The 24,783-nt window shown below is 50.5% G+C and carries 20 protein-coding genes; 6 read left to right on the top strand and 14 right to left on the bottom strand.

Features of this window, described 5'->3' with window-relative positions:
* Window positions 1-331 precede the first annotated feature (331 nt).
* Both DSZ37_RS02610 and DSZ37_RS02605 read left to right on the top strand, forming a co-directional pair.
* Window positions 332-1,909, top strand: coding sequence for a CotH kinase family protein (locus tag DSZ37_RS02610; RefSeq protein ID WP_109725417.1), 1,578 nt, complete (start codon window positions 332-334; stop codon window positions 1,907-1,909).
* 463 nt (window positions 1,910-2,372) lie between these two features.
* On the top strand, window positions 2,373-2,822 hold the full coding sequence (locus DSZ37_RS02605) for an RrF2 family transcriptional regulator (RefSeq protein WP_109725416.1): 450 nt from the start codon (window positions 2,373-2,375) through the stop codon (window positions 2,820-2,822).
* 124 nt (window positions 2,823-2,946) lie between these two features.
* On the opposite strand, the gene DSZ37_RS02600 is transcribed toward DSZ37_RS02605, so the two are convergent.
* The 9 genes from DSZ37_RS02600 to DSZ37_RS02560 all read right to left on the bottom strand — a co-directional run bounded on the left by DSZ37_RS02600 (window position 2,947) and on the right by DSZ37_RS02560 (window position 11,034).
* Window positions 2,947-3,216, bottom strand: coding sequence for an acylphosphatase (locus tag DSZ37_RS02600; protein WP_109725415.1), 270 nt, complete (start codon window positions 3,214-3,216; stop codon window positions 2,947-2,949).
* Between the two features lie 28 nt (window positions 3,217-3,244).
* A complete protein-coding gene (locus tag DSZ37_RS02595) occupies window positions 3,245-3,904 on the bottom strand; it encodes a 4'-phosphopantetheinyl transferase family protein (RefSeq protein WP_109725414.1) in 660 nt (219 codons plus the stop codon).
* A gap of 14 nt (window positions 3,905-3,918) precedes the next feature.
* Window positions 3,919-4,365 carry a hypothetical protein gene (locus DSZ37_RS02590; protein WP_109725413.1) on the bottom strand — a complete coding sequence of 149 codons (447 nt, stop codon included), beginning with the start codon at window positions 4,363-4,365 and terminating at the stop codon, window positions 3,919-3,921.
* Between the two features lie 29 nt (window positions 4,366-4,394).
* Window positions 4,395-6,494: a glycosyl hydrolase family 18 protein gene (locus tag DSZ37_RS02585; RefSeq protein WP_109725412.1), complete on the bottom strand. Its 2,100-nt coding sequence runs from the start codon at window positions 6,492-6,494 to the stop codon at window positions 4,395-4,397.
* Between the two features lie 46 nt (window positions 6,495-6,540).
* Window positions 6,541-7,275 (bottom strand): polyphenol oxidase family protein, encoded by a 735-nt coding sequence (locus DSZ37_RS02580; RefSeq protein ID WP_109725411.1) that lies wholly within the window; start codon window positions 7,273-7,275, stop codon window positions 6,541-6,543.
* A gap of 315 nt (window positions 7,276-7,590) precedes the next feature.
* Window positions 7,591-8,967: a DNA repair protein RadA gene (gene radA / locus DSZ37_RS02575; protein ID WP_109725410.1), complete on the bottom strand. Its 1,377-nt coding sequence runs from the start codon at window positions 8,965-8,967 to the stop codon at window positions 7,591-7,593.
* A gap of 8 nt (window positions 8,968-8,975) precedes the next feature.
* Window positions 8,976-10,037 carry a hypothetical protein gene (locus DSZ37_RS02570; protein WP_109725409.1) on the bottom strand — a complete coding sequence of 354 codons (1,062 nt, stop codon included), beginning with the start codon at window positions 10,035-10,037 and terminating at the stop codon, window positions 8,976-8,978.
* A 116-nt stretch (window positions 10,038-10,153) separates the two neighbouring features.
* Window positions 10,154-10,507 (bottom strand): hypothetical protein, encoded by a 354-nt coding sequence (locus tag DSZ37_RS02565; RefSeq protein ID WP_109725408.1) that lies wholly within the window; start codon window positions 10,505-10,507, stop codon window positions 10,154-10,156.
* Window positions 10,508-10,596: 89 nt separating this feature from the next.
* Window positions 10,597-11,034 (bottom strand): S24/S26 family peptidase, encoded by a 438-nt coding sequence (locus DSZ37_RS02560; protein WP_109725407.1) that lies wholly within the window; start codon window positions 11,032-11,034, stop codon window positions 10,597-10,599.
* 204 nt (window positions 11,035-11,238) lie between these two features.
* Here DSZ37_RS02560 and DSZ37_RS02555 point away from each other — a divergent pair, with 204 nt between their 5' ends.
* On the top strand, window positions 11,239-12,990 hold the full coding sequence (locus DSZ37_RS02555) for a dockerin type I repeat-containing protein (RefSeq protein ID WP_109725406.1): 1,752 nt from the start codon (window positions 11,239-11,241) through the stop codon (window positions 12,988-12,990).
* 52 nt (window positions 12,991-13,042) lie between these two features.
* Window positions 13,043-13,906, top strand: coding sequence for an alpha/beta hydrolase (locus DSZ37_RS02550; protein ID WP_109725405.1), 864 nt, complete (start codon window positions 13,043-13,045; stop codon window positions 13,904-13,906).
* Between the two features lie 54 nt (window positions 13,907-13,960).
* Here DSZ37_RS02550 and DSZ37_RS02545 read toward each other — a convergent pair whose 3' ends face one another.
* The 3 genes from DSZ37_RS02545 to DSZ37_RS02535 all read right to left on the bottom strand — a co-directional run bounded on the left by DSZ37_RS02545 (window position 13,961) and on the right by DSZ37_RS02535 (window position 18,394).
* Complete coding sequence (locus tag DSZ37_RS02545) at window positions 13,961-15,598, bottom strand: DUF5131 family protein (protein WP_109725404.1); 1,638 nt, start codon at window positions 15,596-15,598, stop codon at window positions 13,961-13,963.
* Between the two features lie 545 nt (window positions 15,599-16,143).
* The gene (locus DSZ37_RS02540; RefSeq protein ID WP_109725403.1) at window positions 16,144-17,136 is read right to left on the bottom strand and encodes a WYL domain-containing protein; all 993 of its coding nucleotides are present in this window, start codon (window positions 17,134-17,136) and stop codon (window positions 16,144-16,146) included.
* The gene (locus DSZ37_RS02535) at window positions 17,120-18,394 is read right to left on the bottom strand and encodes a WYL domain-containing protein (RefSeq protein WP_109725402.1); all 1,275 of its coding nucleotides are present in this window, start codon (window positions 18,392-18,394) and stop codon (window positions 17,120-17,122) included. The genes DSZ37_RS02540 and DSZ37_RS02535 overlap by 17 nt, the downstream gene beginning before the upstream one ends.
* Before the next feature lie 145 nt (window positions 18,395-18,539).
* Between DSZ37_RS02535 and DSZ37_RS02530 the strand changes: the two genes are divergently transcribed.
* Window positions 18,540-19,775, top strand: a complete 1,236-nt coding sequence (locus DSZ37_RS02530) for an RtcB family protein (RefSeq protein WP_109725401.1) — start codon at window positions 18,540-18,542, stop codon at window positions 19,773-19,775.
* A 469-nt stretch (window positions 19,776-20,244) separates the two neighbouring features.
* Entirely contained in the window at window positions 20,245-21,717 is a 1,473-nt protein-coding gene (locus DSZ37_RS02525) for a DUF2828 family protein (RefSeq protein ID WP_109725400.1), read from the top strand.
* A gap of 84 nt (window positions 21,718-21,801) precedes the next feature.
* Here the strand turns inward: DSZ37_RS02525 and DSZ37_RS02520 are convergent, their stop codons facing one another.
* Both DSZ37_RS02520 and DSZ37_RS02515 read right to left on the bottom strand, forming a co-directional pair.
* On the bottom strand, window positions 21,802-24,069 hold the full coding sequence (locus DSZ37_RS02520) for a dockerin type I domain-containing protein (protein ID WP_109725399.1): 2,268 nt from the start codon (window positions 24,067-24,069) through the stop codon (window positions 21,802-21,804).
* Window positions 24,070-24,161: 92 nt separating this feature from the next.
* Window positions 24,162-24,761: a hypothetical protein gene (locus DSZ37_RS02515; protein WP_109725398.1), complete on the bottom strand. Its 600-nt coding sequence runs from the start codon at window positions 24,759-24,761 to the stop codon at window positions 24,162-24,164.
* Between the last annotated feature and the right edge of the window lie 22 nt (window positions 24,762-24,783).

Genomic DNA, 24,783 nt, shown 5'->3' with positions numbered 1-24,783 from the left:
GACAGCCGCTTATCTTATCCCCCGAGGTGTCGGAGGAGGATATATCTTTATATTTGCGTAAACACAAATTATTATAACATATAATGACGATAAATGCAACAGGCGCGGAGAAAAACTGCCGTTTTATGATACTTCACCGCGAAACAGCCTGCGGGGGCTCCCCGCTTATAACATAAAAGTCTGATAATAGCAAGGGGCGCGGAGAAAAAGCTCCTCTTCAATTGCGCTTCTCCGCGAAAAGGGCGGTGTTAAGGCTGCCTAATCATAACAGGTTGCAATTATACCGGCACTGTGTTATAATGGTTGTATCTTTTACTTCGAGGTGCTTACAATGAAAAAAGCTACGCAAATGATCTCCGCTGCCCTTGCAGCTCTTGTTTTATGCAGCTGTTCGGCATCAAAGAAACCCGATACCAATAATAAAACATCAGCAGGCTCTCTGCCTGTTCTCTCTATCGAGACGGTCAGCAAGGAAAGCAACGTCTTGGACTTCGTTAACGAGCCCGTTGCAAAGCACGTTTCCGAGCTCATAGCCTCATGGACTCCAAACTATAAAATGCCTCCCGAGCCCTATTATGAGGACTGTCTTATAACTCTGAAGGACACCGACGGCAGTACCGTTCTTGACTCATCGGAGGCAAGGGTCAAGGTCCGCGGAAACTGGACAACCACCTATGACAAAAAGCCTCTCAGGCTGAAATTCACCGAAAAACAAAGCCTTCTCGGTCTCAACGACGGTGCCGAGCAGCGCAACTGGCTGCTGCTTGCCGAATACAAGGACGGCTCCATGCTCAGGAACAGGGCTGCTCTCTATGCCTCACGGGAGATAATGAAGGAGGACGGGCTTTTCGCTGCGGACTCACAGCTTGTTTCTGTGGAGATAAACGGCGAATACTACGGCGTATACCTGCTCTCTGATATGCAGCAGGTAAGCTCCCACAGAGTCAATATCACCGAGCCCGAAACTGGCTACACAGGTACGGATATCGGCTATTTCATGGAGTATGACGGCTATTTCTACAACGAGGACGAGCTCCACGGCTTTCCTCTTGACTTTGCGGACAACGCTCCCCTCACGCCCTTTGACGGCGAGGGCGGCGGCGGAAGGACTATTGATCCCCTGCCCAAGGACGAATACGACCCCAAGCCCTATATGGGTATGACTATCAAGAGCACTGTCAACTCCGCAGAGCAGCACGATTTCATCGAGAACTACGTCAATAACGTGTACAAGATAATGTACGAGGCTGCATACAATGACAAGGCTTATGTCTTTGACAGCAGCTTCAAGTCCCTCTCTCTTGCAAGCAATATAACTCCTCAGCAGGCAGTTGAGAACGTGGTGGACGTTGACTCGCTGGCGGATATGTACATCATCAGCGAGCTGACCTGCGACGCGGATATCTACTGGTCAAGCTTCTACATGGACGCCGACTTCGGTGCAGAGGGAAGCAAAAAGCTCCGTTTTGAAGCTCCGTGGGACTTCGATTCCGCCATGGGCAACAAGAACAGATGCATAGACGGAACAGGCTTCTATGCCGCAAATATAGTTCCCGATGTAGACGGCGGTCCCGAGGAGAACGGCGCGTACTACACCATAAATCCGTGGCTGGCTGTCATCGCGGGTGAGGACTGGTATCAGGACATCGTTAAGGAAAAATGGACAAAAGCCTATGACAGCGGCGTTTTCGAGCGCACCTGCCAGCTAATCACCGATGAGAGCGGCAAGTATCAGGGCGACTTCACCAAGAACTACGACAAGTGGAACAATATCATCAATAACGAGATCTTCGCCGCAGAGCTCTCTGCTCCTGCAAAGGAATGTACCAACGAGGCGGAGGCTGCTGCCTTCCTCCACGACTGGCTTGAAAAGAGAGTGGACTTCCTCAATAGTCAGTGGCACAGCTGAACGCTGCCATAACAAAAACAAGCTGCCGAGTCCATAAGGGCTACACTCATATAGAATGTTATAGCAAATTATCGGGGAAAAACCTTTCTGAGGAAAGGTTCTTTCCCCCATACCCCCTTTTCCAAAGACTTTTGGCTGGTTTTTCTATGGACAAGGCACTTTAAATGTGATAAAATGGCATATATTATCAATCGCCTTGTCCATAGAAAAACTAAAACAGAGCCTGCGAAAAAAGAATTGAGGGAAGCACTTTTACAAAAGGGCTTCCCTCAATATCACGCGTAAAACTTCCGTAAGAGCACCGCCCTCAAAGGCTCGGCAGTTTTATTTATCGGCGCCTTTCGGAATACCCGATGGCGCGGTATAGGATTTATCTATAACAAACAGGCTTGCAAAAGCTGAGGTTTTATGTTATACTTAGTATATCAATAGGATTTATATGTAATCAAAGGAGATGATATGTATGAAAATATCCACAAAAGTCGAGTGCGGTATTATCGCCCTCGTTGATATCGCCGTAAACTCCGCAAAGGGAGAAGTCGTCAAGGTCGCTGCCATTTCCGAGAGGAACAACATCTCGGCAAAATACCTCGAACAGATACTCCCTCACCTCAGGCAGAGCCATATCATCAACAGTGTCAAGGGCGCAAGCGGCGGATATGTTCTTGCACGTCCCTCCGCAGAGATAACTCTCAGGGAGATAGTGGACGCTCTCGATAATACCATTCTCGCCCACAGCCTGTTCAGCGAGAAGCTGGACTCCGCCGCAAATACAGCGATATCCCTGTGCCTGTGGGAGCCTGTCACCCACTATTTGCAGGACTTCTCCGCAAAGCTGACACTGAGAGAGATAACGGACAAGTTCAGCGAGCTTATCACCGCAGAAGCCGAAACACCGATGTACTACATCTGAACACAAAAAACAGCACCTTTGTCAGCTTCGCCGCTGATACAATAAATCTGCCCCTGAGCGCCTTATCGCGTTCAGGGGCATTGTGTTTATTGGGCTGAGCAAGTTCATAGCCGAAAGCTCTAAGCTAAATGATATCGAAGCTGTAGCCGCCCTGCACGGGGATATTCTCGGAGTCAATACTCTCAACGCTGCCCCAGCTGTGATCCTCAAGAGCCTGCACAAGAGCCTCTATGTCCTGCACCTGCCCCTCTGCTTCCATCTCAACGGAGCCGTCGTCCAGATTTCTCACCCAGCCTGTTACGCCGAAGCGCCTTGCGGTATGGGCTGCCTTCCAGCGGAAGCCGACTCCCTGCACATAGCCGTGAAAAATCATGTGTCTGCGGATATCTGCCATATTACTGTTCCTCTCTGTACGATTATGTTCAGCGTAATGCCTCAAGGCAGCCGTTTACCGTGACCGTATTCAGCGCGGAAACGCCGCCTGCTCCGCAGACCGAAAGATAGTGCTCATGGTCAAAGCGGATATTGGTGAAGGTCAGACTGTCATCGGCGTCGGTACATATAGGGGCTCTGTCCGCATAGACCGTGAAGGAGTCCAGCGGAGTGCTGAGTCCGGTGCCGAGATACTTGATATAGCTCTCTTTCAGAGTCCACAGCCTTATGAACCTCTCGTCCGCGCCCTCATCATCTGCAAAAACATAGTCCTGCTCCGACTGAGTGAAGCAGCCCTCTGCGATTGAGGAGCTGCCGCTTTTTATGACCTCCACATCTGCTCCCACCTGTGAGGAGCCGTATGCCGTCACCACCCACTTCCCCGAGTGCGAGGCACTGAAAAAGAAGTCCTCGGCGCCTTGTATATAGGGCTTTCCGTATTTTCCCAGCAAGGGCTCTCCCGTAAAGCGTATGCCCCTGCCCGTGAAAAGGCTGTACCTCATGAGAAGCTCCGCACAGAGACAGCGCTTTCTGTCCTCGGGAAACATGAATTTGTCCGCACGTCTGCGCCTGCCCTCGGAAGCCTGTGCATAGAGCGCATCCCAGTCCTGTCCCTCATCGGTGATATTGATGCAGTTTACAATGAACATTTATGCAGTTCCTTTCATATATTGTCCTTTGCGGAGCCTGCTCTCCCCAGCAGCTCCGCTCTGTACTCCTCCAAGGGGAGCGAGGGAAAACGTGCAGCCTCGCGCTCGATCATCTCCATGTACTTCATATCGCCTGTGCAGGACAGGATATACAGCATAGTGTCGGTACACTCCTCGTCATATGTGCCGATAAAGGGAAGTATGGGAGAAAAGTCCAGACAGTCGGCAACACTATGGTAATTCACCAGTGTCAGCAGCGCATTCATCATGGACTCCACCAGCTTGCGCTGATCGCACAGCTGCTTGTTTTTCTTTGCATTGGCAGGATCGCTGTTGAAGCCCAGCTCCGCGATCAGGCTGTTTCCCACCTCTCTCAGGGTCTCCCTGCTCCAGCTTACGGACTCGAGATAATCCGCAAGATAATCAAACATCTGCTCAAAACCTATCTTCATTTTTCCCATAGACACTCTCCTTTGTATCAGTCCTGCCCTTATCCTGCATAGGTCACATAGTCGGAGTTGTAGTACTCCCTGCTGTTTGCAGGCACAAGACCGCTGCCGTAGTCCACCTTATTGTTCTTTACGGTGAAATCGCTGAACCAGCCGTCCACCACATACATCCGCCGTGAGGTGTTCTCCGCGCCGTAGGGCTGATCCATATATACCGTGTTGTTCTCAAAGACGTGGTGAAGTCCCCAGCCCTCAGCCTGCTCGTGTATCTCAAATGCAGCAGCTATCTTGGGATTGCCGTTCCTGTAGCCCACATTGTCATGTACATAACAGTCGTTGCCCTTCAGATCTATGAAGCTGCCTGCGTAGTTCTCTCCCGTCATGCCGTCACCGTAGAATGTACAGCCGCTGATCTCCGTATCCGTGGTGTACTCCTTGACGTCAATATGCTCAGCGGCTACATTTTTAAAGGTGCAGCCGATTATCCTGTTGTGGTCGCATTTATAGTCAAAGCCCGTGGTGGACTTGGCGCTGCCCACATAGACGCCCTCGCCGTAGCCGGGGGAAACAAGTCCCGTATCGTGGATATAGGTGTCTTTTACGGTGCAGTAAGAGCTTCCGTCGCGTATGGCAACAGCCTCTGCGCCCAGCTTGTAAAGCTCACAGTTCTGTATTACAGTGTGATCGGAGTGATCAAGGACTATGCCCTTCTGACAGTTGGTACACACCAGACCGTCCAGAACCCACCAGTCCCCCATGATGTGGAGAACATAGCCATGCTCTGTATCCTGTCCCGCAAGCACGGGAGGATCACTCGGGTCAAGGGCACAAAGGGTAATGGGGGCGTCCGCAGTTCCGTCCGCCTCCGAGGCTATGGTCTTTGCGGTGCAGTCATATGTACCCGATGCCACCTTTATAACATCCGCAGGAGCAGCATTGCGTACCGCCTCATATAGCTCCGCGGTATTGGTAACTGTTACGATATGCTTCTTGGGTGAAGCTGCTGTGAGAGCCTGCTTCATCAGCACAAGGTCGAATACATCAAGAGCTCCGTCCTCATCGAAATCTCCTGCCTGCCAGTCAGCAAGAGCGGTCTCCTTTTTCAGCAGCCAGCTCTGAAGTGCAGTCACGTCTGCCACAGAGAACTCTCCGTCGCCGTTGACATCACCCCTGACTGCGGAAGCACTGCCGTAAAGAGTGCGGTCGATGACCCTGAGCAGGGAGCTCTCGCCCCTTGCGTCCTGAGTCAGCTCCCATATCATGATACCACCGTAGTTTTTAGCCAGCTCCGCCTTTTTCTTCATTGTCTCAGCGCCGTTGTAGGCATAGCCATTGTAGCTGTCACGGGAATAGTTATCGGCGTCGTCCTTTAACAGGTCGGCAAAGGAGCGGTAGGAATTCCAGTCCAGATCGCCCTCTGAGGTGTAGCCCCTGCCGTAAAATGGCACTCCCAGCACCAGCTTATCCGAGGGTATCTTCTTCACCGTGGAGAAGTAGTCCAGACATTTTACGGAATAATCATAGGCAGCGTGGGAATGGCTGTCCTCGTCGTTGTCATAAGCCATGACGTTGACGAAATCAAAAAGGGCAAAGGTCTCGGGCGACACCTTTTCGGCTACCCACTGTGCTGTAGCGGTGGACATCTCCATGTCCCTCTCGTCGCATAGCTCCCTGAGCCGGATACACCAGTCACCGTAGTAGTCCCATATCCTGTCATATGAGCCCAGCTCTATATCAAGGTCTATGCCGTCAAGGTCGTACCTCTCGCAGTAGGACATGATGTTATCGCTGAACTGCTCCATTTTTGCGGGCTCATCTATGAACCTGAGATAGTTGTCACAGCCGCCTCCGCCGCCGAGAGCAGCAAATACCTCAGTACCCTTTTCGTGGGCGGAGCTGACTATGCTTTCCAGCTCCCTGTCGGGGATATTGCAGTAAAGCCTGCCGCTGTCGTCGGGATTGCAGAAGGCGATGTTTATGTGTGTAAGGTCTGCGGGGTCAAGCTCGCTGTAAGCCTGATAGCTCCAGTCGGGAAGATATCCCACCACACGGTAAGGCTTTTTCTCCTGCGAACCGTGAACGCTCAGGGGAAGCACAAAGGCTGCTGCCGTAAATACTGCCGTTATCTTTCCTGCTCTCATTTTATCAGCTCCTTATGATCAATTGACATTATGGGTCGGACCGCCGTCATCTCATCATCAGAAAGGCAAGGTCCTGTTTCCCTCTGTCTCCGCGTCTGTAGGAGTAGAAGTCGGTGCAGTGGCAGGTGCATTCGCCCCACTGTGATATATTCTCAGGGGCAATGCCAAGCTCCAGCCCCTTGTATCTCAGCGCCTGAAAAAGGCTCAGAAAGAACCGTCCCTCACTAATAGTGAAAATGCAGCTCAGCTCCTCTGCCGAAAAGCTCTCTGCAAACTCGCTGTATACCTCCTCGCCCACCTCATAGCAGCTGCCGCATATGTGGTGTCCGACAGTCATGGTGATGTGCGCCTTTGAAGCTCCCAGCGACTCCATACAGCCGATACCGTTTCTGAGAAGCTCCCCTGCCGCAGCCTGCCTTCCGCAGTGCAGCAGCCCGATGACACCTGCTTTCCTGTCCGCAAGATATACGGGAGCGCAGTCCGCGGCAATGACCGTCAGAGCCAGTCCCCTGTGAGCGGTGACAAGACCGTCAGTCCTTGTTAGCTCATTGTCCTTGATTATACCGCTGCCGCCGTGACGGGGCACCACAATGGCTGCTCTCTGCCCGTTTGCCTGATAGGGACGGACCATTTTCTCAGGCGTTGTCCCCAGTGCGGCGCTGAGCTCCGCATAGTCACTTGTAGGCGGCATATCCGCGCTTTCTCTCGTCCATATGCCCTCCCTGCCCGAGGTAAATCCCCCTACGGCAAAGCTGTCGTCCATCAGTATATCCGTTCTCATAGCTCCTCCGAAACTCCTTGTTCTGTTAAGAGGATTATACCACAATAACTGCAATAAAGCAAGGGACTAAGTGTTACAAAGAACTTAGCCCTTAGCCGTCCCTGAATAAACGCCATTTAACAGCGGACGCGCAATGCGCGTCCCTACAATATGCTAAAGGCTTCAAAATTTAATGGATAAACCGATAAATACCGATTTATATTTGAACACATTATGGTGTTATGCTAAAAACAGAAACGCCATAGTCTTTCCGACTGCACATCAGAAATACTATGGCTAATACTTTTATATGGCCGCCGTCCTTATCTCTCCACGTTATTTTATAACGGCGAATGCCTGCTTCAGCGTTGATGCAGGTATTATCTCTATATCGTATTCCTTCGGGTCAACTGCCGACATGGACTGCTTCGGCATCACGCAGGTCTTAAATCCCATACGTTCAGCCTCTCTTATACGCTGAGCTATATGTGAAACAGAGCGTATCTCACCGCCGAGACCTATCTCTCCGAAGGCGATGAGTTCCTCGTCTATCTGCTTATCCATGATCCCCGAGTAAAGCGCCATTGCCACGGGAAGGTCTCCCGCAGGCTCGTCCAGACGGAATCCGCCGACGATGTTTAGGTAAACGTCAAGAGTTCCCATATATACCCCCAGACGCTTTTCCAGCACGGCAATGATGATATTGAGCCTGTTGAAGTCAAAGCCCGTTGCCATTCGTCTCGGAGCGGCATAGCCGGTCTTTGAAGCAAGAGCCTGCACCTCTGCGAGAATGGGTCTGCTGCCCTCCATAACACAGGCAACACAGGTACCCGACACGTTATGGGGACGCCCCTCAAGGAGCATCTGTGACGGGTTCGCCACCTCGCGGAGTCCCTTGTCCAGCATCTCAAAAACGCCTATCTCGTTGGTGGAGCCGAAACGGTTCTTCACCGCGCGGAGTATGCGGTAGCTCTGATGGCGCTCTCCCTCAAAATACAGCACCGCGTCAACGATGTGCTCCATCACCTTTGGTCCTGCGATGGCGCCGTCCTTATTGACATGCCCCACTATGATAATGGGTATCTCCTGATTTTTCGCGGTGTGCATGAACAGGTTCGTACACTCTCTGACCTGCGTGAGACTTCCGGGACTGGAGGTTATCCTGCCTATGCTCATGGTCTGGATAGAGTCGATTATCGCGATATCGGGAGCGCTTGACGCTATGGTACGGGCAACAGCCTCTGCGTCCGTAGCGGTAAGGATATAAAGGTTCTCGGTATCAACGCCGAGGCGCTGTGCGCGGAGCTTTATCTGTCTCGCGGACTCCTCTCCCGAAACGTACAGTACCGAGTGGTCCTCGCCGAGGAACTGGCATATCTGGAGAAGAATGGTACTCTTTCCTATACCCGGTTCACCGCCGAGAAGAACAAGAGAGCCTTTCACAAGACCTCCGCCGAGGACTCTGTTCAGCTCTCCGATACCTGTGTCATAGCGGACGTCGCTATCGGCGCCTATATCCTCAAGCTCAAGGATACTGTCGGAAAGATCGGGGGCAGCCTCCTGTGAAGCCGCTGCCCGACCGCCTGCGGGAGAGATATCGGCGATATCCTCCTCGAAGCTGTTCCATGCGCCGCAGGAAGGGCATTTGCCGTTCCATTTGGTGCTTTCGTATCCGCACTGATTGCAGGTGTAGATATATTTTGATTTAGCCATAGATCACCTCATGCGATAAAGGCGTTCTCGATATTCTCGGCTGTAAGGTCATACTTTCTTCCGCAGCGCATAATGCTGTCTGATGGCTGGAAGCCGTCTATTTCCGCTCCTGCGATCGACCAGCACTGGATCGAGCCGTAGTAGTCGGCAGCATAGAATATCTTTGAGCTGATATCGAACTGGATTCCGCCGTCTGCGTCAGAGGCTATTGAGAGTTCCTTTACTCCGTCGGTATCAAGATAGAGTATGCGTGTATCCGAATCGTTGAGGAGACCTGTGGAAACTACCACCTCGGGAAGCTCGTTCAGGTCAAGGTCAACTACCTCGAATGCTGCGTCCTTCAGCTCTCCGCTTCCCATTATCTCATTGAGCTTATCCTTGTAGAGCTGCTTCTGCTCGTCGGTGAGCACCTCATTCCAGCACGCATCACGGCGGATAGCATAGTTTACGGCATTTGTGCCTACGGAGAACTTTCTTCCCACCTTAACGGTGAATTCCTGATAAGGGATAAGAGCCTCCTGATACTTTGAAAGGGTAACGTCCTCGCCGTTTATCTCATAGCGGATAACAGCTCCGGAGGAAGCGCTTCCCGCATTGTTGTAGAAGCTTACATCGGTGACGAAGCCGCCGTCCTGATAGGTCTGATACTCGCCCATGCTGAAGCCCGTACCCTCGTAAACATAGCCGATGGCATTTGCGGAGGGGATGTAGTCGATGGTGCCGTAGGAGCCCGAATTTGCAATAAGGTCGGCTCTGCTTCCGATGAGTTTGTACACCTCGCACTTTGAGGCGACATCGTCGGAGGGCGAGATAATGAGCTCGGGCACGTTGTCCCCTGTCAGGTCGCGTATCTCAAACATTGACGTATCGGTATATCTGTCGGAATTCTTGAACGCCATGATGATGGTCTCGAAGGGCTCCTGCCAGTCGAATGTTACGTTCTGGGGAGCTGTCTTGGGCGCAAGAGGGTCTGTCTCAGAGCTTTCGGTCTGTTTCTTGCTGCTGCAGCCTGCAAGTGCAGCAAGAGTAACGGCTGCGGTCATAGCGGATAATATCTTGGCAATTTTCATTGTTGTGTCCTCCCGAATATCTATATATGATTATTTTACCACTTTTGACGAACCCTGTCAATTAATATATTATTACAGTTCAAATAAAAAAATTATGTAATATCACTTAATAGCGTTTACAGCTCCAGCTTCCAGAAGTACTTTCTTGCTGACTGCGGAAAGTCCTCCATGACTCCGTGCTCGGGGTCGTAGAATGTACCCTCACAGTACAGCGACCAGTGCCAGCACCGCGGAGTTTCAAGGCTCAGCAGGCACAGCGGCGGAAGCTCATCCTTTGTCTGCACCTGTTTTCTCTCGTCGGATATGGAGACTCCGTGTGCGCGGAAGGTGTGCTTCATCTCCCTGAGGTCGGTCTCGCGGTCATTGTCAAGGAAGCCGCAGATGTATTCGGGAGTTTTCCCAAGCACCATCGCCAGCACCGCCTGACCGCACTGTAAGTCGGTGGGCTCGTGGATGTATTCGATGTTCATTGTATCACCTCGTATCTATATTTTACACCATATCCGCCCGTAAAGCAACTGCAAAAAGCGGTGTGCAGGATATCTGTACACCGCTCCGGTTATTTCTTTCCCGTTTTCAGCCTGAGCCACCGCGGAAGCGCCCTCACTTTCAGTATGAATGCCCTGACAGGAAAAAGTCCGCACCAGAGATGAACATAGGCTTTGTACCGCTTATCGGTCACAGACATCTCTTTGCCGTCCCTCACCACTGCCGTGAGGACTCCGATTATATGGCGGTCGGTAATTCCGTACTCCTTTGTCCAGCGGTTGTCTCCGCAGATAACATAGTCGCTGTCACGGACTTTCAGTATGCGGTGAAGGACGTACTGCCCGCTGTCGCGCTTATAAAGCGGCACATCGTACTTTTTGAGCCGTCCCTGCGGCTTTTCTATTATGAGCAGGTCCCTGCCCTGTCTGATGAGGGGGCGCATACTGTCCCCCACATTTGTGTATACGAGCCTGCCGTTTTTCTCTATTTCTTCTTCAAAGGTCGTCATATCTTCCTCCGCATTATGCTTTGTACTAATATTATGCCATGATACACTGTGTTTGTCAAGGAAAAACCTCCGTAAAATCGGCTTTTTTCTATTGCAATAAGCCATATGCTGTGATATAATGAGGGTACGGAACTTTGTTCGGAAACACAGGCAAAAATCAATTATTCGTCAGCGGTCAAACTCAACGAACGGAAGGTGAAAATTATGAATATCGGAAAAACTATCGCTGCGCTCACAGCAGCCGCAATCATCCCTCTCTCCTCAGCTTTACCTGCATCATCAGCAGACATTGTCGTCACGCCCTCTGCAAATGACGTCTATGTGCCTGACTGGGTGCCCGACGACCTTGAGTCTGCCATCAAATTCCACAATACCTACGGCGCCGTACACATTCAGGGCGACTATGTCTGCATCGTATTCCCCGAGGATATCATGACGGGTCCCGCAAGCGCCATAGGTCAGGAGCGTTACAGTTTCGAGGTCACAGGAAATGCGATGACAGAGGTCAAGCACAAAAAGATAATAGGCAAGCAATCAAAGGATCTCACTGTGGCAGTCTATTGTTCACAGCGCCCCGGAAGCTTTGATATCTCTGTTATCGACACATGGATGCAGGATACGCAGCCGGACCTCGGTATCACCAATGAAGCTGCACACTACTCCTTCTCCGTGGACAACTATCTGAATATTACCGAGACAGATATTTTAAGCTGGCTCCCAGACAGTCCTGCGGAGTTCAGCGAATACGTCGAAAAGAACGGTCCGATCTCGGCAAAGGACACCCTTGTCCTGTTCTGCCTTTCACAAAACAGCGGCACCGCCTATGAATGGTCACGGTTCCAGAAGAGCGGCGACTGCCTTGCACTCAAAAAAGTATTAAATGCAAGCGAGATCGAGGATACGGTGCGCGACGGAGGCATCCAGAACTCAGTCTATATCTTTGAGGGCGTCAAGGACGGCTACGACAGAATAACATTCGGATACGCTCCCGTTTACAGCTCGTCAGAGCCCGAGAAGACCATCACCGCGGACTGTCTGGTCATGGATAACGCGCAAAATGTGCTGCTCCCCGATGATGTCAGGATCACTGTTCTGGACTATGACAGCGGCGAGCCCATTGACGTAACAAAGAACAAGGGCTTTGCCGTAAAGCAGATAGTCAACACTCCCGGAGTAAGTCCCACGATAGCTGATATAACTTCAAATCCCTGCATACTCCGCAATATGGAGCACCCTATCGACGAGTCCACATACCTCGCTATGCCCTATGGCTTCAAAGCGCCCACTATCCCCGACACGATCCTTGTTTCCGACGATCATGTGGAAGTCACGAAATATGAGAACGGCGCTGAGAGCATCGTATACAAGGTCATTGCCGATCCCTCGGGAGATGTGAACGGCGACGGAACTCTGTCCCTTGCCGATCTGGTGCTAATGCAGAAATGGCTGCTCTTCGACTCTGATACAGTGCTGGCAGACTGGTCAGCAGGCGACTACACAAAGGACGGCATCATCGACGTTTTCGACCTTGTACTCATGAGAAAGGCTGTAATAAACAAGCCTGTGGCTCCCGTAGCGCTGGAGCTTACCGAAGCAGGCGGATTTATAGGCACATACAATAAATGGAAGGTATATCATGAGGATGGGGAATATAAACTCGCCGCTCCTAAGCGCGGCGGACTCGTCCGCAATGATGAGACTGTGGTATACGATATAACCAAGGAGGAATATCTCAGCATAATGTCCGTGGACTACGCAGAGATCATCGCCAATGAGCCATCCCCATTTGAACACCAGATGGCAGACAGCTTCTCATATAATTACAAGATAACCTACGCTAACGGCGAAACTGCCGAAGTATTGCGCTTCAGAAGCGATGTTATGTCTGATATCAAAGAAATAGCCCGACATTATCAGAATACTGATCAGACAGAATCATGGGGAGCACAAGAATGAGCAGCAGATCATACTCTGATATAATGGAGAACCACCGGAAAGGAACATAGCAATGTCGCTTAAGACAATGATATTCAGAATGATGTGCAGGCACAGCGATAACGCCCGTGACAAGGGGCTGACAGTTCCCGAGGGAGTGGAGTGCTTCTGCGATATCAGGTACGGCAAGGACAAAAAGTACGGATTGCTCGATATTTACCGTCCGAAGAACATAACGGGACCGCTGCCGACCATTGTCAGCTTTCACGGCGGCGGCTGGATATACGGCACCAAAGAGACCTATCGTTTCTACTGTATGTCGCTGGCTGAGCAGGGCTTTGCCGTTGTCGATCCCAGCTATCGCCTTGCGCCGAAGCATCGCTTTCCTGCGGCTTTTGAAGACATCAATGAGGTGTTCCGCTTTGTGCTGAAAAACGCCGACAAATACGGCTTTGACACCGACGCGCTGTTCGGTGTGGGCGACTCCTCGGGAGCCACGGGTATGGCGGCATATGCGGCTGTACTCACCTGCCCCGAACTTGCAGGGAACTTTCCCGTAAAACCTCCCAAGGGACTGAGACTGAGAGCACTGGGGCTCAACTGCGGCACCTATACCGCAAAAGGCAGGGCGGATTTCTACATCAACACTCTGCCGAAGAATAACGCCGACAAGGTGCTGGAGCTGCTCCACACCACAGATCATATCACCGCAGACTATCCGCCCTGCTTTCTCATGACAGCCGTCGATGACTTCATGAAGGATCAGCAGAAGCCCATGGAGGACGCTCTGAAAGCAAAGGGCGTGAGATATGTCTCGAAGATATACGGCGATGAAAATAACAGGCTGGGGCACGTTTTCCACTGCAATGTCAGGGACAAAAACGCAGCAGCAGCCAACTCGGAGCAGCTGGATCTCTTCCGCAGCTTCCTCAGATAAACAAAAAAAGGCGGCAAAGCCGCCTTTTTTATTTACGTTCTATGTCAGCTGCCGTCAGATGTTAACGGCTGTTTTTTCCTGAGAATATGCGGGAAGTGATTCAAGGAAGATGATGTCTCCGCGCTCCGAAGCCTTCTTCTCTGCAAGCACAGCCACCTTTCCTGCAACAGTTCCGCCTGCCTTTTCAACAAGAGCTTCCAGTGCCTTGGGAGACTCGCCGGTACTGATAACATCATCGGCAATGAGGACCCTCTTTCCGTTGAGAGCCTGAAAATCTTCCTTTTCAAGGTAGAGCTCCTGATCGTTCATGCCCGATGTAACTGTCACGCCGATAGAATCAGACATATACATTTTCAGCGATTTGCAGGCAACGAAATAGCCCTTGCCGCTCTGACGCGCCATCTCGTACGCAAGAGGTATACTCTTTGTCTCGGACGTAAGGATAACATCAAATTCGGGAGCTCCTGTCAGGAGACGTCTTGCGCTCTCAATGGTGAGCTCCACATCTCCGAACATTGTAGTTGCTGCAATATCGGCTCTTTCAACGCCGGAGCACTTCTCCAGCCTCTTCTTGAGCTCGTCCACCTTCTTAATGTAATACTCCGAAGCTGAAGCATTTTTCATGGCGAGATTTCTCCTGCGTACCTCCTTTGAATTTCTCAAAGGCTCGGGAGACTGCTCAAGGAACTCATAGCCGTTTTCTTGGACGATCTTTACTATATCACGTTCCATTTTTACAGGTATGCCCAGCTCAATGCATTTGTCGATGATGTCCTTTATCCAGCTGAACTGCAGCGGTGCAGCATCCTTGCCTATCTCACCGCCGATGATGACCCATGAATTGTCTCTGCCGAAGGTCTCAACGAATTCGTCCAGATGAACGGGCTCAATATGCTCCAGAACGGGCTGATATACAATACAGCCTGTTATGCGGTGATTTCCCGCTCTCCTGATAAGGTCTGCGATACGTCCCGTACACTCGTTCCTGTCAACAGTACATGAAATGATAACGTTGCGGATATCTGTGCCGTTTGGTATTGAATCGAGCCTTATGCCCTTGGGACATTTGGTGATGAGCTGGAAGGTGTCGGGACATCTGCCCTTTCTGCGCTTTATAGCATTGGCTGCCACGATCTGCTGAAGGACATTTTCCTGCCATTCGGGTCTCCAGCAGCCGAAGTCTGACATATATGTAAGGAACCAGTCAATGGGGTTCTCACTTTCAATATTGAACAGCTCTGGGATATCATTTCCCTCTGCGTCCTTTGTTATCTTGTAGGGACCGCGGAAAACAGGCTTTTTGAAGTTTTCGGTGATCTCAAAATGCTCTACCACGTTCTTGGTGAAGCAATAGCTGCATCCCACAGGACATCCGACAACAGGTGAAAAGACCTTTGTGTTCAGATGTGTGTCGTAGTTGATGTCGCTCAGTATGCGCTTCAGCGCAAGCTGATGACCGTCATAGTATGCATGGAGCTTAAAGATCTGATCGAGAAAGCTCTGATTAAGATTCTTATACTCCTCCAATTCCTCTCTTACAGGGTGGACTTTAAGCTTCAGCTTCATAAAGTCAAATCCCCTGAAATTACAGATAAGTGTGTTCAAAAGCCTGTTTACTATCTCAGGCTTCTCGAGCATTGTAATAATGCCCGCCGACGGTGCGTCGGTGTAATAGTCTTCTATTCTCAGCATATCTCTCTTTGCCTTTCAGATTTCTTTTTCTCGTTTGCCTGAAAGCGGCATTTGTAGTTCAGCGCAGTCCATACAACGGAAAAAGCAGTCATAAAACATTGTTTATGTGTTTCTGTGTTTTTGAATGAAGATATCGATTGTTATAGTCCTAATATCGGTCGTATAGTGCTGAATTTAAACTGAAAGACTTATTTTGAATATAATAGAGAATGCCTCCGGTATCGGAAGCCTGATGCTGAGAATAGTGATATATACCGATAAAAAACCATAACATGATAAGCAGCAGTGCGACTGAATGCCATACTGCGACTTTTCCGATGTAAATTGATAATGCCTGCGCTGTATCATGTTTTCTCTTTTTATAGTATACCATAAATCGGCAGAAATCGTCAAGTAATTTCCCACACCTGCACAAAAATATTTAACACGATTTTAAACAATATTTGTGCAAATAGTCCAACAGCACATTGATTATTTCCCCTTTCGGAGAAAAAACGCTGACCATTTTGAGAAAAGCTCAGCTCTCCCCTGTCAGCTTATATTTATCAAGTGTCGGTTTTCTTATCCCCGTAAAGCAGCTCATACTGCCTGCGCACACGCTCTGCCGCCTGTGAACGCAGCTGCGGCGGTCCAAGTATCTCTATGACGGGTCCGAAGCTGAGAAGCCTTATGAGCAGCTCTGTCTCGTCCTGTGTATCGTACCACAGCTCCACAGTATACTCCCCTGTTTCAAGGTCTCTCACCGTATGCTTCTCATAGGAAGCGAACTCCAGCATGAAGCGCTCAACGCCGTTCCGCGCGTCAGTTACTCTTATGACCGCAGGCGAGCTGCACTTGCGGCTCAGGAAATACTCGTCCATGGATACGGGAGTGCGGAAGCACCTCCCCGTATCGGTTATACTTCTTATGCGTCCGATGTTTATTATGCCGCTGCCCTGTATCTTGTCATTTCTGAGCAGATAGCAGTATACGCGGAACTTGTCGTTCTTTGGCGAGTACTCCAGCTTCAGCAGCACGAACTTTCCGCTCATGCGCCTGCCCCGTCCCGAAACGAATTCAACACAGACTATCCGCCTTTTCCGCACAGCCTCCAGCGCAGCGCGGAAATTCCTGATATACTCCTCGCTGTAGAAGTCGTCGCTGTCCTTGAAACGGTCCGTGATGCCGAACTGCTCCCTGCGGTAAAGCGGAGGAATATCCCCAAGCCTTTTTTCAAGGGCAGCAAGGTTCTCATCGTCCATGAACAGCCTTATCCTCGGGTCCGAGAGCTTTGATTTCAGCCACATCTTCTGGAGCTTCGTCAGCACCTTAACCGGTGCTTTTTTTGTTATTCTCCCGAGAGTTCCGTCGGGCATACGGCTGAAAAGTCCCCAGCTTTCCTCACCGGGCAGCAGCTTCTGCGGCAGGAACAGCACCGAGTCACGGAAGCCCTCACGCTGAACTGTTTCGCGGACGTTCTTTTCATCCGTGATCTCATTTTCAAGGAGCTTCGCCGCGATACGGAAATATGTACCGTATATCTCACTGAATATGTTCATCTTCATCACCGCCGTACATTCTGTTCATTCTTGCGATATCGCTGTAAAACCGCTGGCGGACACTGTCTGCGCCGCCCTCTATGCTGACTATCCTGCCGATAAATGTCTTTGCCCAGTGCATGATCTCGTTGGGGTCAAACACATCGGCTGTAAGGGTATACAGATCATCACCTGTTTTTTCAACGGTGCAGCAGCGCTTTTCGCGCTCAAGCCGCTCGATTATATATGGCTCTCGCTTTTCGTCCGCAAAAAAGGTTATCCTCATGGGAGTAACAGTGCCCGTATCTCGCCTCATACCGAAGGAAACACCGAAAACACGGTGCTTGTTGCGGTCGTAGCTCTCCTTTATCTCGTCGTACTCCTCGCAGATGTCTCCCGCTTTCACGTTTTTCATGTAGTCAAGCCTGAATGCGGAAAATCTCCTCAGTGCAGGTATATATGCCGCAAGATAGCGTCTTCCCGTCTGTACGGATACAAGTATCTGCATGGGCACGGTCTGGTTTTGCCTGCCCAGCTCATCGGGAGTCTTTTTGCGCCTGCCAGAAAATGTGCTGAAAGAGATATACCGTTTCCCGTTCAATGCCTCCAGTATATCGGGGACCAGTACGTCCTCAAGAGTATGTATCATGTAGTTGTGCTTTATGAAGAACAGTTCATTCTTCAGCCCCAGCATTTTCAGTATGCTGTTGCCGATAATGCCGAAGTGAGGAGTTTCGGAGAAAAATTCCAGCGCATCGGCAAGTCCTGCGATATCCCTTACATAATCGTCAGCTCTGTCCGCCGACAGCGAGTAGTAAAGAGTCTTGCCCTGCTTCTCCGCGATCACTATGCCCTCATCGGCGTACTCCCTCAGCTTGTTGCGGACGGTCTGTTCGTCAAAAAGCTGACCGTAACCGTCATTGAGTACGTCAACTATCTCCCTTAGAGTGCGGCTGCTGCCATCCTCCAGAATGTCCATGATAAGGAAGTGCAGCCGTATGTCATTATCAGTGAAGCTCTTTGAGTAATAGGCGTTATACAGCGGATTTTCGGGGATATGTCCGCTGTCCACGGAAATTGAGACGCTTCTGCCGCGGACTGAGTCGTCATAGCGCATGGAGTCCCCCATCCAGCTCTCTACGCGGCGCTTTTCGTCACCGTAGGTGCGGACGCTCTTACGGTCAAAGTCACTTCTCACCTTGCAGCCGTATATGAAAAAGTCCCGAACATAATCGCGGGTCTTGTCGAAATTCTTGATAAGCTCTGAAAATCCTGCCATATTTTCCCACTCCTTTCTTATCTATATATTAACAGAAAAAACTCCCCTTTGCAAGACGGAAAGGAGTGTGTGCAGAAATTTTTATATGATTATTTCCGTTTCCTGTGGTATACTGGAGTCAAGCTAAAGGAAAGAAGTGAAGAAAATGTTCGTACATTACATGAAGAATGAAAAAATGCTCCCCATAAAGATATGGCAGTCTGATGCAGAGGCTGTGGGCGAGAAGTGTCTCGCCCAGGCGGAGCACCTTGCGAAGCTCCCCTTCGCACATAAGTGGATAGCACTTATGCCCGACACCCACGCAGGAAAGGGTATGCCCATAGGCGGCGTCATCGCCTGCGAGAATGTGGTCATCCCCAATGCGGTGGGAGTTGATATCGGCTGCGGAATGGCATACGTCCAGACCGATATCCCCGTATCCCTGCTCCGTGAGACAATGACGGGCAGCGGCAGCCTCGTGCAGACTATCTGCGGCGATATCCTCAGAAATATCCCCACAGGCTTTGCACACTACAAGACAGCTCAGCACTCTGAGGTGCTGGACCGCGCCAAGGCTGAAATGAGCCGCTTTGAAGCCGATAAGGAGCTCATTCCCCAGATTGAGGAGGGCTACTTTCAGGCAGGCACTCTCGGCGGCGGAAACCACTTCATCGAGATCCAGCAGGACGATGACGGGATGTGCGGTATCATGCTCCACTCGGGAAGCCGTCACTTCGGAAATATCGTGGGACAGTACTTCAATAAGATAGCCCATGAGCTCAACGACAGATGGTTCTCACAGGTTCCGTCGGAATGGAACCTGCCCTTCCTCCCTGCCGATACCGACGAGGGAAAGCGCTATCTGGCATGGATGCAGCTGTGCATGGACTTCGCCTATGAGAACCGCGCAATAATGCTCTCAAAGGTAAAGGATATATTCGCAAAGCACATCACCAAGCACACAGGCATCGTTCCCGAATTTTCGGGGGAGATAAACTGCCACCACAACTATGCCGCTCTGGAGAACCACTTCGGCAGGAATGTGTGGGTACACAGAAAGGGCGCTATACGCGCCCGTGAGGGAGAAATGGGCATAATCCCCGGAGCTATGGGCTCATACAGCTACATAGTCCGCGGAAAGGGCAACCCCGACAGCTTCATGTCCTCGTCCCACGGCGCAGGCAGAGCTTACTCCCGTACAGCAGCAATGGACACATTCTCCGTAGAGTCCGTAATGGTGGACTTAAAGGAGCAGAATGTGGTCCTCGCAAAGAACAACAAGTCCGATGTGGCTGAGGAGTCACGTTTCGCATACAAGGACATCGGCGATGTCATGGCAAACCAGACCGACCTTACCGAGCCAGTCAAGAGACTGTTCACGGTAGGCGTCATCAAGGGCTGATAAAAGCGGCGGGAGCTTGCCTTCTGCCGCAGTAAAAAAGGATATAAAGGCACTTACAGCAATAGTTTTTTATCATGAAAAGATAAACGAAGTGCCTTGCAAAGACGCACACAGCAGCTGTTTTTTTCACTGTCAATGAAAAAGAATGCGTCTTGTTTTCAGCCGTCCACGGCTCTCACAGCAATCGTTTAAGGGCCGCAGAGAGCTTTCCCTCGGGTCAAAGCGCTGCGTAAAAAGACGAGCCGTGACGGGCGGCGAATGTTTTATTTTACACTAAGTCAGCAACAGCATAAAAAATTGGCAAATGCAGGTTCAAATCCTGCCCTGCGGAAACGTATGGTATAAAATGCTGACTTGAAAACTACCGTTGCATTTCGATCACCGTAAGCGAATTTTTACAATAAGTGAGCGAGCTTGCGGGCGTCAACGTGGAAGCCCGCGGGGGCTCCCCGCTGAAAGGAGAATAACTATGCTGAATTTTCTGAAGAAGGAAGCAAATAACACATACACAGAGAACGGCGCTATGGCTTACCGTTCAACGGAGTCCTTCTGTCTGGATATGTTCTTCAAGGCAGGCGCCATGAGAAACGCCTCCGCCGAGGAGATAGAGGCAGTGGTGGACCGCGCTTACGCAGAGGACCCCGACAAGACTATGAAGATAGTTTTCTTCGCCCGTGACGCAAGAGGCGGTCTGGGCGAGAGACGATTCTTCCGCACAGCTATATCCGCACTGGTAAAGACAGCTCCCGAGGCTGTCAGAAAGAATATACACCTGTTCTCGGAGTACGGCAGATTTGACGACCTGTGCGTACTGCTGGGAACTCCTCTGGAGAGAGATGCCGCTGAGGTCATAAGAACTCAGCTCAACGCAGATATGGCTGCCATGAACAGAAAGAGACAGGCTTCTCTGCTGGCTAAGTGGCTGCCCTCGGTGAACACCTCCTCAAAGGAGACAAGGAACAATGGCAGACGAATGGCTGCACTGCTGGGTATGTCCGAGGCGGAATACAGAAAGACTCTGTCCGCTCTGAGAAGATACACCGACATCATCGAGAACCGTCTGCGCGAGAGAGACTACACCTTCGACTATGAGGTACAGCCCTCATGTGCCATGTTCAAGTACAGAGGTGCGTTCATACGCAACGACAATGTGCGCTACACCGAATACCTGAACAAGGTACACAGCGGCGAGGCAAATCTCAATGCAGGCAGACTGTACCCCTATGACATCATAAGAGCTGCACTCGCGGGAAATATCTCCGATACAGAGCGTATGTCACTGGACGCAGCATGGAAGTGCCTGCCCGACCTGACAGCTTCAAGGCGCGAGAACGCCATAGCAGTAGTGGACGGCTCGGGCTCCATGACCTGCACCTGCGGAGGCATACGTCCCATAGATGCGGCACTGTCGCTGGGAATATACTTCGCGGAGCACAACACAGGTGCATTCGCCAACCACTTCATAACCTTCTCCGAGAACCCCCGTCTGGTGGAGATAAAGGGCGAGGACATCGTTGAAAAGGCGCAGTACTGCCGAACTTTCAACGAGATAGCAAACACTGATCTGGAGGCAGTTTTCAAGCTGATACTGAAGACGGCGATAAACAACCGTGTTCGTCAGTCAGAGCTGCCCAAGAAGATATACATAATCTCGGATATGCAGTTCGACTACTGCGTAACGGGCGGAAACAACGAGGTACTGTTCCGCGCCGTAAGAAAGCTGTACAGCAATTACGGCTACAAGCTGTCCGATGTGGTATTCTGGAACGTGAACAGCCGCTCCGACGCAATGCCCGTTACCCGCTCCGAGACAGGAGCAGCACTGGTATCGGGATATACTCCCTCGGTGTTCGACATGGTCATTGGCGGAGATATCTCCCCCGAGGCTGTGATGAACAAGGTGCTCTCATCACAGAGATATGCAGCGGTAAGAGCTGCATGAGCATACACATAAAACGATCCCCGAAGCGTCACACTGACAGCTTCGGGGATCTATTCTTATTCAGTTATTTTTGCTTTTATGGACTCAGCTGAGCTCGGTGCCGCCCCACTCCACAACTGTAAAGCCCTTTCTCTCAAAGGTCTCAAGCTGCTGAGGCTCGATGTCCACGGAATCTTCAAGAGGCTTATATGCCATGAATACGCGGAGCATACTGTCGGGCGCAGGAGTTATGTCAAGCTTTGCGGTGTCGGTATATGCCTTGCCTTGGAAAGTGATGAGATTGTACGCATTGTGCTCCATTCTGGGCAGCCAGTATACGATGAATTCGTTCATCTCATCCTCGGTAAGTCCCATATATGTCAGCTTTTCCTTCAGGAAGTTCTCGGTATCCTCTCCAGCCACACAGAATCCCTTTGACAGGTCAAACTTAGTGGTGCAGTCCACGCTGTCCCAGAAAAGGTATCTGTGGTGAGTGCCGTCAGCCTTGTTAAGGAGCGAGCCGTCGGGATAGGCGGTAACGTCCCAGCCGCCGTTATATCTGGGGTATGTTGTTGAGAGTCTGGACTCGGTAAGCTCAAGTTCAACATGAACATCGGTCTCCTCCTCGGGATAGAGATAAATAACGGGCTTATCTATCAGTTCATATTTAAATTCGATATTCCTCTCGCCGTCACAGTTAACTCTTATCCAGCCTCTTTCATTCTCTGTTATCTCAGCATATACCCAATCGGGAGAATTCGGATCATAGCCGTACTCCGTGAGATTGGTACCCTTAGGAACAGTCTTCAATACCTCATACTCGGTCCCGGGGCCTGCATACAGTTTTCTGTCAGGTCCTGTTATAATTAACTCACCATGGGTAGTAGAGAGCTTTTCCGGCCATACGGGCATAGAAAGACTTTTCAGCAGCGCTCGTCTCATAGCAGGGAGGTCGAGAGAATTTATGCAGTTATCGCGGCAGTAATCTGCGGCTTCCCAATTTTTGAGCTCTGCATCAGAAGCTCCTGTGAGCCATCTCTGCACCAGTATCAGATCGGAAACAGCAAGCCTTCTGTCACCGTTCACATCGCCATATGGTCTCCATTTCAGCTTGCAGGTGACCTCTCTGTATTCCGGTGTTTCCAATGTAGGCTCAATATCATTAATTTCATACGCACCCGCAGGTGAATCGTATTCAAAGGCATAGCTCCAGTTCTCCGAATAGGCATTTTCATCATCTACTATACATGGATTAGTTGCAATATCAAATATCCTGCTTGTTGCAGGTACGCCTTTCGTGGTGGCAAGAAGATATATATTGCGGCTGTCATCATCGGGAATATCTATGAGCTCTCCCGTGTCCGCATCAATGAAAGAGAACTGTGTATTGATCTTTCTGTAGGGAGACCAGTTGAGCACAACAGAACAGTTGTCCTTTATCTCGAATTTTCCTGTTGTGGATACAACAGGCTCGGTATCCGAGAATGTCCTGCCTCTCCTCCACTCAACATCTGCCATGCCGTCAGCCACAGGCTTATAGACAAAAACCGAGGAGATAGGTGTGTCGTCAACGGGCTGAAGCTCAAAGAGGGCGCACTGTGACTCCATGAACTCCTCTATCCTGCCCTCGCCGCTCTGCTCCATTCTCACGGAAGCACCTGCGCTGGGGTTGTAGTTGGTCCAGTATGCGACATAGCCATCGTGAACCGAGACCTCACCGTATTTCATGACAAAATCATTGTACTCGGGAACACTGTCGGGGAGCCAGCTGTAAATGTCGGTCTCAACAGTATTTCCGTCCTTGTTTTCAAAGCTGAATTTCTTTGTGGTGACGTATTCACCGTCGTCATTCTTTTTATTCTTGTTCTGCCATAAGACTGTCAGGTCCTCGCCCGGCATCACACGGAACATCTCCACCTCAAAGGCATCCCGTGTCTTGCAGTCCTGCCAGTGCTCAAAGAAGCTGTAATCGTGGGAATACAGACCTATGCTGTCACAGTACTCATTATAAGCATTTACCGCGTCGATGTCATCTGGATCGGGCTTCTGCGGTATCTCAAGCTCAAAGAACTGCTGACCTGCGCTTGCGGGAGTATTTATATCCGCCATGCTGCCCGAGATGCCGAACTTATAGTCGTTCTTCATGAAGTGTGGAACGATCCTCATCATGCAGATATAATTATCAGCCACATAGCATTTTCCGTGCTCATTATAAAGCTTCATTGCTTCTGCGAAGTTTGTGGGCGTCCAGTCGGGAAGTGTGCCTATGATGGACTCGCGGTCGTTCTCGGCGGCAGCTGCCATCAGCTGCACAGGTGCCGCAGATGCCATCATAAGAGCTGCTGTCATCAGTGATATCAGTGTTTTTTTCATGTCAATTCCTCCATTCTGTTTGAGATAAAAAATGCACGATTGTTTATATGCCTATTATATACACGTATTGCGTAAAAGTCAAGCTATATCGCTCAATAGTTCCCCAATACCTTGCAGTACTCCCTGCAGGCGGTGCGATAGCACTGATATGCCTGATAAAGTACAACGTCCTCATCGGGGTCAAGGTCGGGATCGGTTATCCATTTCGATCGCTTCCATTCATAGTTGGTCGCTTCATCATTAACGGTAACGGTCTTTCCGGAGGTAAGATAAAACGTCAGCTTTGACCGCGTCCATGTTTCCTCATCATCCTGCATGTACTTGTACAGCAGCGAGCCCGATCTCTCTTTGCGCTCGCGGTAGCTTCTTGTGCATTCATAGTGGGAATACTTTGCGTCCTCTATCTCTGCATAGTAAAGCTTCCTGTGTCTGTGCAGGGTCTTTATCACCACATGGTCATCATTTATGATGAGCCTTGCACCGTATATCCTTTCGGCTATGTACAGAAAGATGAATACCACCTCGGCTATTCCGCAGACTGCTGTCAGACGTATCAGTACCAGCGTGGGGAATACAAATGTAACGTCCAGCCCCACGATAAGGAATATCGCCAGAGCCGCTATGATGACTATCCACGGAAGGACTATCCCCCATCGGTACAGAGATGATATATGTTTTATCCTGAACTTCATTACAGTCACCTCACTCAACAGT

The organism is Ruminococcus flavefaciens (assembly GCF_900116855.1).
Lineage (GTDB): Bacteria > Bacillota > Clostridia > Oscillospirales > Ruminococcaceae > Ruminococcus > Ruminococcus flavefaciens_R.
Note: the sequence above shows the minus strand (reverse complement) of the source record. Positions and strands in the feature narration are given on the sequence as shown.

Bases quoted from the DNA above. Each gene is read 5' to 3' on its own strand.
- DSZ37_RS02535 (WP_109725402.1), bottom strand. From the start codon at position 18,394: ATGGCAGGATTTTCAGAGCTTATCAAGAATTTCGACAAGACCCGCGAT.
- DSZ37_RS02520 (WP_109725399.1), bottom strand. From the start codon at position 24,069: ATGAAAAAAACACTGATATCACTGATGACAGCAGCTCTTATGATGGCA.
- DSZ37_RS02545 (WP_109725404.1), bottom strand. From the start codon at position 15,598: ATGCTGAGAATAGAAGACTATTACACCGACGCACCGTCGGCGGGCATT.
- DSZ37_RS02540 (WP_109725403.1), bottom strand. From the start codon at position 17,136: ATGAACATATTCAGTGAGATATACGGTACATATTTCCGTATCGCGGCG.
- DSZ37_RS02610 (WP_109725417.1), top strand. From the start codon at position 332: ATGAAAAAAGCTACGCAAATGATCTCCGCTGCCCTTGCAGCTCTTGTT.
- DSZ37_RS02585 (WP_109725412.1), bottom strand. From the start codon at position 6,494: ATGAGAGCAGGAAAGATAACGGCAGTATTTACGGCAGCAGCCTTTGTG.
- radA (WP_109725410.1), bottom strand. From the start codon at position 8,967: ATGGCTAAATCAAAATATATCTACACCTGCAATCAGTGCGGATACGAA.
- DSZ37_RS02560 (WP_109725407.1), bottom strand. From the start codon at position 11,034: ATGACGACCTTTGAAGAAGAAATAGAGAAAAACGGCAGGCTCGTATAC.
- DSZ37_RS02530 (WP_109725401.1), top strand. From the start codon at position 18,540: ATGTTCGTACATTACATGAAGAATGAAAAAATGCTCCCCATAAAGATA.
- DSZ37_RS02605 (WP_109725416.1), top strand. From the start codon at position 2,373: ATGAAAATATCCACAAAAGTCGAGTGCGGTATTATCGCCCTCGTTGAT.
- DSZ37_RS02515 (WP_109725398.1), bottom strand. From the start codon at position 24,761: ATGAAGTTCAGGATAAAACATATATCATCTCTGTACCGATGGGGGATA.
- DSZ37_RS02550 (WP_109725405.1), top strand. From the start codon at position 13,043: ATGTCGCTTAAGACAATGATATTCAGAATGATGTGCAGGCACAGCGAT.
- DSZ37_RS02565 (WP_109725408.1), bottom strand. From the start codon at position 10,507: ATGAACATCGAATACATCCACGAGCCCACCGACTTACAGTGCGGTCAG.
- DSZ37_RS02600 (WP_109725415.1), bottom strand. From the start codon at position 3,216: ATGGCAGATATCCGCAGACACATGATTTTTCACGGCTATGTGCAGGGA.
- DSZ37_RS02570 (WP_109725409.1), bottom strand. From the start codon at position 10,037: ATGAAAATTGCCAAGATATTATCCGCTATGACCGCAGCCGTTACTCTT.
- DSZ37_RS02590 (WP_109725413.1), bottom strand. From the start codon at position 4,365: ATGGGAAAAATGAAGATAGGTTTTGAGCAGATGTTTGATTATCTTGCG.
- DSZ37_RS02580 (WP_109725411.1), bottom strand. From the start codon at position 7,275: ATGAGAACGGATATACTGATGGACGACAGCTTTGCCGTAGGGGGATTT.
- DSZ37_RS02525 (WP_109725400.1), top strand. From the start codon at position 20,245: ATGCTGAATTTTCTGAAGAAGGAAGCAAATAACACATACACAGAGAAC.
- DSZ37_RS02555 (WP_109725406.1), top strand. From the start codon at position 11,239: ATGAATATCGGAAAAACTATCGCTGCGCTCACAGCAGCCGCAATCATC.
- DSZ37_RS02595 (WP_109725414.1), bottom strand. From the start codon at position 3,904: ATGTTCATTGTAAACTGCATCAATATCACCGATGAGGGACAGGACTGG.